General features: G+C 44.3%; 11 protein-coding genes and 1 pseudogene. 7 read left to right on the top strand and 5 right to left on the bottom strand.

Annotated features, from left to right (window positions below; all coding sequences use genetic code 11):
* From L1D55_RS17800 to L1D55_RS17790, 3 genes and pseudogenes are all read left to right on the top strand, one after another.
* Positions 1 to 427: DDE-type integrase/transposase/recombinase (locus L1D55_RS17800; protein ID WP_239918310.1), on the top strand; the 427-nt coding region annotated here is incomplete at its 5' end.
* Complete coding sequence (locus L1D55_RS17795; protein WP_345772785.1) at positions 370 to 627, top strand: IS3 family transposase; 258 nt, start codon at positions 370 to 372, stop codon at positions 625 to 627. The genes L1D55_RS17800 and L1D55_RS17795, both read left to right, overlap by 58 nt.
* Positions 614 to 829: pseudogene (locus L1D55_RS17790) on the top strand (IS3 family transposase); the annotation flags it as partial. The gene L1D55_RS17795 and the pseudogene L1D55_RS17790, both read left to right, overlap by 14 nt.
* A 67-nt stretch (positions 830 to 896) precedes the next feature.
* On the opposite strand, the gene L1D55_RS17785 reads toward L1D55_RS17790, so the two are convergent.
* The 5 genes from L1D55_RS17785 to L1D55_RS17765 form a co-directional block, all read right to left on the bottom strand.
* Positions 897 to 2,066 (bottom strand): ABC transporter permease, encoded by a 1,170-nt coding sequence (locus tag L1D55_RS17785; protein WP_239918308.1) that lies wholly within the window; start codon positions 2,064 to 2,066, stop codon positions 897 to 899.
* Entirely contained in the window at positions 2,063 to 3,271 is a 1,209-nt protein-coding gene (locus L1D55_RS17780) for an ABC transporter permease (RefSeq protein WP_239918307.1), read from the bottom strand. The genes L1D55_RS17785 and L1D55_RS17780 overlap by 4 nt, the downstream gene beginning before the upstream one ends.
* A gap of 7 nt (positions 3,272 to 3,278) precedes the next feature.
* On the bottom strand, positions 3,279 to 4,253 hold the full coding sequence (locus tag L1D55_RS17775; protein WP_105024817.1) for an efflux RND transporter periplasmic adaptor subunit: 975 nt from the start codon (positions 4,251 to 4,253) through the stop codon (positions 3,279 to 3,281).
* A gap of 3 nt (positions 4,254 to 4,256) precedes the next feature.
* Positions 4,257 to 5,705: a TolC family protein gene (locus L1D55_RS17770; RefSeq protein ID WP_239918306.1), complete on the bottom strand. Its 1,449-nt coding sequence runs from the start codon at positions 5,703 to 5,705 to the stop codon at positions 4,257 to 4,259.
* A 214-nt stretch (positions 5,706 to 5,919) separates the two neighbouring features.
* Entirely contained in the window at positions 5,920 to 6,147 is a 228-nt protein-coding gene (locus L1D55_RS17765; protein WP_004738340.1) for a hypothetical protein, read from the bottom strand.
* 603 nt (positions 6,148 to 6,750) lie between these two features.
* Here L1D55_RS17765 and L1D55_RS17760 point away from each other — a divergent pair.
* From L1D55_RS17760 to pgl, 4 genes are all read left to right on the top strand, one after another.
* Positions 6,751 to 8,403 carry a sensor histidine kinase gene (locus L1D55_RS17760; RefSeq protein ID WP_239918305.1) on the top strand — a complete coding sequence of 551 codons (1,653 nt, stop codon included), beginning with the start codon at positions 6,751 to 6,753 and terminating at the stop codon, positions 8,401 to 8,403.
* A 62-nt stretch (positions 8,404 to 8,465) separates the two neighbouring features.
* Complete coding sequence (locus L1D55_RS17755) at positions 8,466 to 9,161, top strand: response regulator (protein WP_239918304.1); 696 nt, start codon at positions 8,466 to 8,468, stop codon at positions 9,159 to 9,161.
* Between the two features lie 436 nt (positions 9,162 to 9,597).
* Positions 9,598 to 11,100, top strand: a complete 1,503-nt coding sequence (zwf, locus tag L1D55_RS17750; protein ID WP_239918303.1) for a glucose-6-phosphate dehydrogenase — start codon at positions 9,598 to 9,600, stop codon at positions 11,098 to 11,100.
* The gene (gene pgl, locus L1D55_RS17745; protein ID WP_239918311.1) at positions 11,097 to 11,813 is read left to right on the top strand and encodes a 6-phosphogluconolactonase; all 717 of its coding nucleotides are present in this window, start codon (positions 11,097 to 11,099) and stop codon (positions 11,811 to 11,813) included. The genes zwf and pgl overlap by 4 nt, the downstream gene beginning before the upstream one ends.
* Positions 11,814 to 11,836: the final 23 nt, after the last annotated feature.

Raw genomic sequence — 11,836 nt, 5'->3', positions numbered from 1 at the left:
ACTAAAAAATCAGGGGTTCATGCTTAATCACAAAACGGTTCAAAGGCTTATGGCTCAGCTCAACCTTAAATCGACGGTCAGGATTAAAAAGTATCGTTCATATCGAGGAGAGTCTGGAACAGCAGCTCCTAACGTGCTTGAAAGAGATTTTAGTGCGACTCAACCCGATGAAAAATGGGTAACTGATGTCACGGAGTTCAAAGTAAAAGAGCAGAAAGTATACGTGTCTCCCGTTGTAGACTTGTTTACTCAGGAAGTGGTTGCTTATAGAGTGGCCAAAAATGCCTGTTTGCCGCTTGTCACGGATATGCTGACGGAAGCCATATCAAAGCTTAAACCCAACTCAAAGCCAATTATACATAAAAGCCAATTATACATAGCGATCAAGGTTGGCAATATCGTCATCGACAGTATCAAAAAAAGGTAGCGGAGAGTGGGTTAACACAAAGCATGTCGAGAAAAGGTAACTGCTTGGATAATGCGGTTGCTGAAAACTTTTTTGCTTTACTCAAAACAGAGATGTATCACAACCAAAGCTTTGAAGATGCAGATGCTCTGATAGAGCAAATTAAAGAATACATCGAGTACTACAATACCAAACGTATAAAAGTNGTCGAGAAAAGGTAACTGCTTGGATAATGCGGTTGCTGAAAACTTTTTTGCTTTACTCAAAACAGAGATGTATCACAACCAAAGCTTTGAAGATGCAGATGCTCTGATAGAGCAAATTAAAGAATACATCGAGTACTACAATACCAAACGTATAAAAGTGAAACTAAAAGGCCTGACTCCGATAGAATATCGAACTCAGGCCTTGAAAGCCGCTTAACAGAAATGTCCAACTTTACGGGGTCACATCATACTAGGGCTTTTGGGTTTTCGATGAGTTAATCGGTTCAACGGCTATGGTCGGTAGCATAGTTAACGACGCTTTTGCTCGACTTGTGGTAGAGCTTGAGTGCCAATAACGATCCCCATAGAGCGACTTGCCCCCATAGCAGCGTCCATTGAGATGCCACCTCTTGCCACGAAGCGCCCATTTGGTTTAACGCTAAGAACCCTTGAATCGCTGGTGTACTTGGGAACAGTTGTGATAACAGTACGAGCCATTCTGGCATCATCTCAATAGGCCAAATAAAGCCAGAGGAGAAAATGAGCGGCATTGAACTGATCAGTACAACCACGGTCACGAGTTCTCTTCTTGGTACTAACTCTCCGATAAAAATCCCGATTAAACAGCTAGCCAATAAGAAGGGCAGTAACAAGGTTAAAATCTGTGAGATAGCGGCGAGCTGGTTTATGCCGTACATCGAAAAGCTGGCTCCGAAGTAGTACATCGATAACAAATAGTAGATGCCTACTAAGGTGCAACAACGAGCAAGGATAAGTTTTGCTGGAGAGGTTTTACTCCAGTAACCGAACGTAGACTGGGCGTTTTGTGTCGCACCAACCAACCCGGATGCCATGGCTAGAGTTTGCTGAAGGATCAACACAAAGACAGCCGGAACCACGTAATCGATGTATCCCATACGACTATTGAAAGTAGGTTTTAGATTTAAGCTAAATGCACTATAACCTTTGGCTGCGGATTCTAAAGGCACGCCTTCAATTAAGAGGTGGCTGACCTTTACTTGTGCCGCTAGCGTGCCGCCAGCCTTCGCAAGCCCTTCAACTATAGTGCCGTAAACCAAGAAGTAAGACGCATCACCTGCATAAGAGAGCGTTGGACTTTTTCCTAGAAGTAGGTCTTTGTAGAAGTCTTCAGGAATGATGATGAACCCACCAATTTCTTGGTTGAGCATGGCCTGCTTCGCGTCAGCGATAGTGGAGTCACGGCGAACCAAATCAATTTGAGAGGTCGCATCGACCATTCGCTCCAAGTGGTAGCTACTTTGGCTCTTATCTAGGTTCACGACTGATGCCTTCAATTGTTGAGGTACTTGATTGGCGTAGGGTAGCGGGTACAAGAATGAGTAAAAGACCACGCCACCAAACACCGTCAGTAATACAACAGGGTTACGAAGAACCGCCAGTAATTCTTGTTTCAGCAATTGAGTAAAGCTCATTTATTTACTCCTTGATGTTCTGCTTGTGTCGACTGTGCTGCTTGCGCTAAGTGCTTTTTAATCAACAAGATCACCATAAAAGCAGGAATAACATACCAAAACATTGAAGTGAGGTTCATCAGCGATTGCGCAGCGCTCACACCATAACTGGACTGAGCCGTTTGTACTTCAATGTAATGGCTAACAGGCAATAGGCTTCTCCAAACTAGGGCTGCCGTATTCATGTCTGTGACAGGGAAGGTGATTCCCATAAAGGCAAAACTTGGTGCCGTAAATGCGCCAGCAAAACTCATCGCTCTTGCTGGATCAAGCGTCAAGAAGAAGAACAAGCAACCCATAATGATACAACTAATAACCGTTAGTAACTGTGCGATGGTTAATGCCATAAAGCTGCCGTTAAATGGCCACTCTAAAAGGCGATAAAACCAAAAACTAAAGGCAATACCGAACCCCAAAAACAGCACAACATAAGGAGTTAATGTTGATGCGAGTGCTTTAACAGGAGAGTGAGATAGCCATGCTTGAAGCCCACGCGTGCGTACATTTGCAGTCAGTATCAAAATTGTTCCAACTACAATCATGATCTGCCATAAAGCAGGAATTACGGCAGATACCAAGAACTGAGCGTAACTGGTGTTCTTGTTAAACAATGGCGTGATTTGGCTTTGTACGGTGACAGCTTGCCCCAATGCAGATTGTACCGTGGTGTCACCGTGTGAAAGCTGTCTAACCACTTCGAGTTGAGCGTTGAACGTGCCCTGAGCTTGCAGTAGAGCTGAGTTCACCAGTTTACCAATCAATATAAATTGGCTGTTGTAGAACACGGATACCTGCGGATTTAGCCCAAGGTAAAGGTCTCGGTCAAAGTGTCTAGGTATAACAACATAGCCGTAGATATCACGTTCAATCATGGCTTTAGCTGCTTCACTTGCGGAGCTGTATTTCTGAGTGACTTGCAGGGTCGGTGACGCATCGACTAAGCGAGTAAACTGCTGTGAAATTTGGCTGTGTTCTAGGTCAACCACAGCAACAGGTAAGTCACGAGCGATGCCTTGTGAGAAAATCAGCCAAATACTTGCAGCAAGCAGCAAGGGGATCCAAGTTAAGCACGACAGCAGCCACTTGTCTTTACGTACAATAGCCCACTGTCTAAGCAAATTGCTTTTCGCTTGGTGATGCTCTGGTAAGTGAGAATTAGCAGACATACGTCACCTAAAGCTCAACCACAAGGCTCATACCCATGCGCAGTGTTTCACTTGTATCTACAGGGCGAGCTTCTACTTCAAATGTACGTAAGTCAAAGCCTTGCGCAGCATCGGTTGAACGCCAAGTTGCAAAATCACCCATAACAGCAATATGCGTCACTTGGAAAGTCAGCGACTTATCTAAAGCGGGTAGGTAAGCTTCAAATTGTGCGCCTTTCTCAAAGTGCTTGAGCATATCTTCACGAACGTTAAGTACCGCCCATGCGTCTTTAGTATCGATCACAGTGACAACTGGAAACCCTTGTGGCGCTAACTCTCCGCTACTCAGTAGCACTTGAGATACCTCACCGCTGAACCAGCTGTGTATCTGTGTGTCTTTTGCATAAGCTTCAACCTCAGCGACTGCACCTGCGGCCATCAATGCTTTTTGAGCGGCAGCTACTTTGGTTTCATCACGGGCACCTTCTTGTGCTAGCTGATACATCTGGAAAGCCGCGCTTTCTGTGTATTTTGCTGCTTGCCACTGTGTTTTGGCTTCATCACGCTTTTGCTCAGCGACTACGCCATCGTTGTAAAGGTTGTTTACTCGCTGGTAGGTTTTCTCCATTAAATCAGCGGCTGCTTTGGCTTTCAGCCATTGGTCTTTGGCCGCTTGGATTTGCTGAGTACGTGCGCCATTTTCTGCTTCTTGAGCCAGAGCACCAGCCGCTTTTTCACCAGCTTTAGCTTGTTCTAACTTTGCGTCAATTTCTGGGCTCAGAAGAGAAAAGATCAACTCACCTTTCTCAACAGAGTCGCCTTTACGTACAAATACTTCGTCAATTCGGCCTGGCACTTTCGAAGAGATGCTGTATTGCTGAGCATCGATTTGGCCTTGAAGCTTAACGGGCTGAGGTTGGTACGCTTGGTAAAAACTGTATCCGACCCAGCCAACAATGCCGATACCAACTATAGATAGAAGAAGAGGCTTAATAGGTTTCATGAATTATCCTTTTGACTGGCTAGCGGTGTCTGTTTGTGAGTCGAAATCAGACGTGACAGAAGAAGTTAAGTAGCTCGAATAAGCATTCATTTCGCTGCTGAGCGCTAAAAGCTTGTTGAGCGAGATTAGGTATTTAAATCGTGCAGCGGATTGCTGTGTTTTGATGCTCGCAAGGTATAGCTCAGCGTCAACCACTTCTAACGAGTTAGAGAGCCCTTGAGTGAAGGCTTTTTTGCGAAGTAGCAGATTCTCTTGAGCTAGCGATAAACTAGAGTTTAGCCCTTGGACTTCTTCAATAGCTTGGTTTGCTTCGAGGTAGGTCTTTTGCACCAACACAGTTAAGTCTTGCTTTGCTTGCGACTTAAGGAATTTAACCTGTGATACTGCACTGTGCGCAGCCGCCACTTTGTCTGAACGACCTGAAGTGTCGAGTAGTGGTACGTTAACACCGATACCGACTAACCAATCTGGTTTCATTTCGCTAGCGAGTGAATCGTCTTCATAGAGGTTGTAATCTCCGTATAGGTAAACCTCTGGGTAGTACTTGCCTTTTTCTGCTTTGATTAAGCTACTTGCTTGCTTCTCTTTCGCATCGAGAATTTTTAGGCCCGGATAAGTCATCAATGTTTGATCAATAAACACATCCATATGAGGTAGGTTTTTGTTGATAAACAGTTGCTCTGAAGGTTCAACGCTTTGGCTTTGACCAAGAATTTGGGTAAGGGCTAATTGAGCAATCTTAAGATCATTTTCAGCCTTGGTGCGTTCCACTACCGCTTTATCTAAAGAAGCGTCTGCTTGAAGGCGTTCTACTCGTGCAATTTGCCCTTGCTGTTCCATCTTGATAGCGAAATCTCGGTGCTGAGTTAAGCCAACTTCGACTGCTCGACGCGTTTCTACGACATCTTCAGCTAAGATCACTGAGAAGTAGTACTTGCTTAAGTCTTCGTAGCGAGCCTGCTTTTCCATCAAGAGTTGGCTTTGCGCTTCTTCGCTTTTACCTTCAGCAGCGGTTTGTGCTGCGGTAATTCGACCTCCTGTAAAAATAGGCCATACTGCGCGAATAGAAGAGCTGAAGATATCTTGCTCGGTAATCGTTGAAGTAATACCGCCGAGCGCACTGATAATTTGAGGAGGAACAGGGAGTCCAATGGAGGGTACACCACTCAGGCTATCAGCGAACTGTTCACCATTGATGGTCACATCATTATCAAGGTGAGTGTAGTTAGCACCTAACGTCACTGAAGGCAGGTTGAGGCTTCCAGTTGCATTTTGGAGATGTTGATAACGCTCTACATTAGCTTGTTGAGCCGCAAGAGAATTGTTGTTCTCTTGGAGAATTTGCCACGCCTCAGAAAAAGTGAGTGGGGCAGCATAGCTTGGCGTACTGATAGTACCGAAAAGGATACTGGCAATCACAAGGCATCGGAATGTCGGTTTGGTCATCTGCATTAATTACCAAATTAGAGTATTAACTCTAATGTTAACAGGGGGATCATCATTTGTCTTGAACAGATTACCTCATGTGGGCAAATAACCTAATCAATCGTTAACATAATGTGAATGCTATTAAGGATTTAGCGGCTTAAGACAAAGAAACAAAAAAAGCACGACGAATCGTGCTCTTTAAGTTCAGTATAGAAGAAACTACTACAAATGGAGGGTGCTATTTAAAGCTTGGGCAATGGTGATCGGCACGCCACACCAATTGTCGTGAACCTTGCATCGTTTGTAATAAATCTCTACCTGACATTTGCGGGAAAGCTAACAACACTTTTAGATCGAGAGGGGAAGTCTCGTTCTTCTCATATGCTCTGACATGAGTAAAAGTAGATTGTAAGTTTTTGAACAGCATAGCCTTTGTAAGGCAGATTCCAAAAGTATCGCGTTTCATTGCCTGGTTTCCTTTTCAACAATGTTTGTACGTTATGTTTTTTATCCTGTTTCTATCAGGCATTGCCATTGAGCGATTGCTTAAGCTCTTCCTTATTGGTTATTCAGGGCTGGTTTTGTCAGTTACTTCTCACTAGCGAATAACTGTTGGATTGTCAGTCAAATATCAATAGTGCAGAATGATGTGCATTAGTGATATGACAGCTCGCCCTTCTTTTTTGGATGGCAAGTCCTGTAACTCAAAAAATGTTGCGTGTCTGTTAACTGAAAAATAAGTGCAAATCGTGGTCTTGAAATTAAGACTCGTCACTCAGCAACGTTAAACTTCTGCATATGCAATCATTATAATTGTATTTATTTTGAACACCCTAAAAAACACCTAAAACCTTAGTGATCTAGCTCAATATTTGTTCGAATATTTGAGTTTTTCAGCTAATCCGTTCTAAAAGTGAACGATTGGCGTGTACGTCGAACATAAAGGAATATCAATTAACAATTTGGTTAATTATTTAGTTGAGCAATAGTCACAAATTCGGATTGGCGTAAAGGTGCGGTGATTAACTTAGTGTTAACATTACCAGCTAAGCACTAGGGACGGATTTATATGAAATGGAGTAGTATCAGCTTCAGAAAAAGGTTGCTGATTATCATGACGGTCACTGGCCTTGTTGAGCTGTTGATACTTTCAGCGGCAGGTTTTGCTTATATAAAACAATCTCAAGAGCAAGAGATGGGCCTGAAAGCGCTCGGTGTTGCTGATTTTCTTGCTGAGTCACCGCTTGTGACACGCATTATTCAAGAAAATGGAACCTTAAACTCTCACGGTGCTCCTCATATTCTTTCAGAAGAAACTCAAGCCAAATTCCGAAACCTTACTCAGCTGATTGGTGCTGCATTTATCGTTGTCGGTGACGAGAAGGGCGTTCGTTTGATTCACCCCTATGACGACAGGCTCGGCAAACCAATGCGAGGCGGCGATAACCAAAAGGCTTTGGTGCATGGAGAGTCCTATGTGTCGACCGCGAAAGGCTCTCTGGGCTTTTCAGTACGTGGTAAATCAGCGGTAAAAGATGCTGATGGCACGATAATTGGTGTTGTCTCGGTCGGTTATCTTTTAGATTCCCTCCAAGACAGAATAGAACCTTATTTGGCTTTTTTGATTGTGATGGCATTGCTGGTGGTCGCGGTTAACGCTCTTATTTCAAGCTACGTTTCTCGTCGTTTCCAACGCGCTATCTTGGGGTTTGAACCGGAAGAGATTGGCCGCTTATATGTCGAACTTGATGTGACCATGAGTACGGTTAAAGAGGGCATTTTAAGTATCGATAAGAATGGAATTTTGCGCTCAATAAATAAGAGCGCCTGCGATATTTTATCTATCGATAGAGAATCCGCCCTAAATCAACAGCGCCTTTCTGATGTGTTGGTTGGCAGTGACTTGGAGCAGTTACTATCGACAGGTGACACTGATCATGACATCGAGCTGTATCTCAATAACAAACGAATCATCGCCAACCGAAGCCCCATCATTGTAGCGGGTGAAGTAGTAGGAGCGGTATCCAGTTTCCGATTGCGCGATGAGATTAGTGACTTAACGGACCAGCTTTCCCAAACCAAAGAATATGCCGATTTATTACGCTCACAAACTCACGAGCATAAGAATAAGCTAAACACGATCAGTGGCTTGATCCAGATGGGTGAGTTGGAATCTGTTCAGCAATTGATTGGGCAAGAAACAGCTCACTATCAAAGCCTTATCGAGTTCTTGAGAGAAACGGTAAAAGATCCACTGATTGCGGGCATGCTGCTAGGCAAAACTGAGCGCGCACGTGAGATAGGCTTAGAACTCAAAGTTGAAGAGGGGTCTAGGCTAGAGGCATTACCAAATTGGCTGAACGCTGATGACGTTGTCACTATTCTTGGTAACCTCATTGACAATGCTTTTGATGCGACAATGTCAGCGATAAAACAAGAGGGGCAGATTGTCCCTTCACGTCGAGTGATTGAAGTATCTATCAGTGATTTTGGTAACGAGATCATCGTGGAAGTGGAAGATAAAGGATGTGGATTACCCAAGCACTTAGCAACCGATGCGCTGACTGAGAAAGGGGTGTCGAGTAAAGCCAAACAAAACCGCGGTGTTGGCTTGTATTTGGTTAAGCAGCTCACTGACCGCTATCAAGGGCAGTTAGAAATGGCCGACAACAATGACTTTGGCTCGCGCATGACAGTGTATTTGCCGAAAGAAGAACAATAGAGAACGAGTGAATCTATTAAGATCACCGTGACGGAAAAATAATGGTTAAAGGAAGAACTTAAATGAACGCAATCACGAGAGTCATGGTCATTGAAGATGATATTGCGATTGCAGAACTTCACCATCGCTATCTAGAGCAGATGGGAGGTTTTGATGTTGTCGGAATAGCGACCACCCATTCAGAAGCGTTAATGCAGTTGGATATCTTAAAGCCAGATTTAGTGCTTTTAGATGTGTATCTGCCAGACGGCAGTGGGCTCGATATTCTTAATCATGTTAGAGGTAACAATCAAGGGTGTGATGTGATTTTAATTACCGCAGCCCGAGATGTGGACACCTTACAGACAGCGATGCGTGGTGGTGTGGTGGATTACCTATTGAAACCAGTCATGTTTCCTCGCTTGGAAGCTGCGCTGAAGAAGTATCAGTCACAGCAACAAGAGTTCGAGAGTGTGTCGGATCTTAACCAAGGTTTGGTCGATAAGATGTTGCAAGCTAATGCTAAAGCAGACTCTGCAAAAGTATCGACGTTACCTAAAGGGATCGACGGCGTAACTCTCGATAAGATTCGCGCGATTTTTCAACACGCAGATTCGGTGAACATCACGGCTGATGAGGCTGGTGAACGCATTGGTGCAAGCCGAACTACAGCACGACGCTATCTTGAGTTTTTGATTACCACTGGAGAGTTAGCCGCTGATTTGAATTACGGTACGGTGGGACGACCTGAACGTTACTACAACAAAGCCACAAGGTAGCGTATCTATCCTTCTATTTAAGAGATAACCTTTTGCTACTCATTATGTGTAAAACCAGTTGAATAAGCTGGCTTTGCTTTCTTTTTCACCTCTCTCTACTCACTCCACAGACCAGATGCCATTCTTTCTCGACTACAATGTTCGAGAATGCCGATTTGCTTCTGTTTCAACCCTTGAGAAATCTATGGTCGATTATATTTTGTTCGAAAAGAGTCAATATTTAATCGATTGCCTTCACAGTGGTTGATGTAAAACAAATACTCATAGACAATACTGTCCCGAATAGTGGTGATAGCATTCACCCTCGTTTACCAAACGCATTCTCAAGTGTAATAGGCACTTGCTATTGATGTAATAGCCAAGACCTATTATCTATTTTCGTATGTCGCTGATACCTTTAGCGAATACTAAAAACCTTGTTTTTATAGGAAAGATGATGGTAATACCTGAAAACAGCAGCATCGTTATTTTTGGTGCGTCGGGAGATCTAACTTACCGTAAGTTAATTCCTGCTTTGTACCACCTGTATGCTAGCAATCAACTACCAGAATCCTTTGCGATTCTTGGAGTGAGCCGTACTGAGTACAGCGATGAGTCTTACCGTGAGAAGCTGAAGAAGTCTCTTCAGGAAATGGAACAAACTGAACCAGAGACGCTGAATGCATTTATTGAACATTTGCATTACCAAGCGATCAACACTTCAGATGTAGACGATTACGCTCGTTTAGCACAACGTCTAGACAAACTTGAGCAAGACTACCAATTCGAAAACCACAACACTTTGTTCTACTTGGCAACGCCGCCAAGCCTGTACGGTGTTATCCCAGCAAACCTTGCTGCACATGGCCTTAACGATGAAACGAATGGCTGGCGCCGTCTGATCATCGAGAAGCCATTTGGTTACGATTTAGCTTCTGCTCAAGCGTTAGATGAAGAGATCCATCATCACTTCCAAGAACACCAGATCTACCGTATCGACCACTACTTAGGTAAAGAGACGGTACAAAACCTTCTAGTGCTTCGTTTCTCAAATGCTATGTTTGAACCACTGTGGAACCGTAACTTTATTGATTACGTTGAAATCACAGGTGCAGAATTCCTTGGCGTTGAAGAACGTGGCGGCTACTACGATGGTTCTGGCGCAGTTCGTGATATGTTCCAAAACCACTTGCTACAAGTATTAGCAATGGTTGGTATGGAACCACCAGCTCAAATTAACGCTGACTCTATTCGTGACGAAGTGGTTAAAGTACTTCAGTGTCTGAAGCCTCTTGAAGAAGAAGAACTGCGTAAAGATCTCGTGCTAGGTCAGTACACTGCTTCTGACGTTCGCGGCCAGCATTTGCTTGGCTACCGTGAAGAGCACGGTGTTGCAGATGACTCTCGTACTGAAACTTACATTGGTCTGAAAGCGCACATCAATAACTGGCGTTGGAATGGGGTTCCATTCTACGTGCGTACCGGTAAACGCTTACCAACACGCGTTACGGAAATCGTGATTCACTTCAAGAACACGCCGCACCCAGTATTTGGTCAAGATGCACCAGAGAACAAACTGATTATCCGTATCCAACCGGACGAAGGTATTCAGATGAGCTTTGGATTGAAAGAGCCGGGCGCAGGCTTCAAAGCAAAAGAAGTGAAAATGAACTTCTCTTACTCTGACTTGCCAGAAACTCAAATGCTAACAGCTTACGAGCGTCTACTTCTTGATGCGCTAAACGGTGACGCAACTCTGTTTGCACGTACCGATGCAGTAGAAGCATGTTGGAAGTACGTTCAACCAATCTTAGACTTCAAACAAGATCCTCAAGCACTGTTTGGCTATGCTTGTGGTACTTGGGGCCCACAGGAAGCGGATGAACTTCTGCAACGTGATGGCCGCGCATGGCGTTTCCCATGCAAAAACTTAACAGACACGGATTACTGCGAACTATGATCAACCACAAGATCTTTGAAACGCCAGAGCTAGTTGTTGAAAACCTAGCAAACGAAATGAAAGCGTACAGCGAGCAGGGTAAACCTGTTCACATTTCACTGTCTGGTGGTAGTACACCTAAGATGCTTTTCAAACTATTGGCTCAAGCGCCATACGCAGAAGGCATTCAATGGAACAACCTTCACTTCTGGTGGGGTGATGAACGTTGTGTTGCACCGGATGATGCTGAAAGCAACTACGGCGAAGCAAACGCACTTCTATTCTCTCAAGTGAACCTTCCTGCTGAGAACATTCACCGCATTCGTGGTGAAGATGAGCCAAAAGCTGAAGCTGAGCGTTTCGCTAAAGAAATGGCTGATGTGATTCCTTGCGAAAACGGCACACCTGTTTTCGATTGGATTCTGCTAGGTGTTGGCGCAGACGGCCACACGGCTTCACTATTCCCAGGTGCAACAAACTACCAAGATGAGAACCTGTCTGTACTGGCTTCTCACCCTGAGTCTGGTCAAATCCGTGTTTCTAAAACTGCGAAAGTTTTAGAAGCAGCAAAACGAATCAGCTACCTAGTACTGGGTGCAGGTAAAGTTGAGGTCGTTAAAGAAATTCATACTACTCCTGCTTCAGAGTTGCCTTACCCGGCAGCGAAAATCCAGTCTAAAACTGGTGAAACAGAGTGGTTCCTAGATTCAAATGCAGCAAGTGCTATCGCATAAGTGCGACTAGCCGCAAGGAGATA

The organism is Vibrio sp. Isolate22, from assembly GCF_022398115.1.
Taxonomy (GTDB): Bacteria; Pseudomonadota; Gammaproteobacteria; order Enterobacterales; family Vibrionaceae; genus Vibrio.
This window is presented reverse-complemented; position numbering and strand designations above follow the sequence as displayed.

Excerpts from the sequence above, each read along its gene's own strand:
- L1D55_RS17775 (WP_105024817.1), bottom strand. The coding sequence starts at position 4,253 with ATGAAACCTATTAAGCCTCTTCTTCTATCTATAGTTGGTATCGGCATT.
- L1D55_RS17755 (WP_239918304.1), top strand. The coding sequence starts at position 8,466 with ATGAACGCAATCACGAGAGTCATGGTCATTGAAGATGATATTGCGATT.
- pgl (WP_239918311.1), top strand. The coding sequence starts at position 11,097 with ATGATCAACCACAAGATCTTTGAAACGCCAGAGCTAGTTGTTGAAAAC.
- L1D55_RS17765 (WP_004738340.1), bottom strand. The coding sequence starts at position 6,147 with ATGAAACGCGATACTTTTGGAATCTGCCTTACAAAGGCTATGCTGTTC.
- L1D55_RS17785 (WP_239918308.1), bottom strand. The coding sequence starts at position 2,066 with ATGAGCTTTACTCAATTGCTGAAACAAGAATTACTGGCGGTTCTTCGT.
- L1D55_RS17760 (WP_239918305.1), top strand. The coding sequence starts at position 6,751 with ATGAAATGGAGTAGTATCAGCTTCAGAAAAAGGTTGCTGATTATCATG.
- zwf (WP_239918303.1), top strand. The coding sequence starts at position 9,598 with ATGGTAATACCTGAAAACAGCAGCATCGTTATTTTTGGTGCGTCGGGA.
- L1D55_RS17780 (WP_239918307.1), bottom strand. The coding sequence starts at position 3,271 with ATGTCTGCTAATTCTCACTTACCAGAGCATCACCAAGCGAAAAGCAAT.
- L1D55_RS17770 (WP_239918306.1), bottom strand. The coding sequence starts at position 5,705 with ATGCAGATGACCAAACCGACATTCCGATGCCTTGTGATTGCCAGTATC.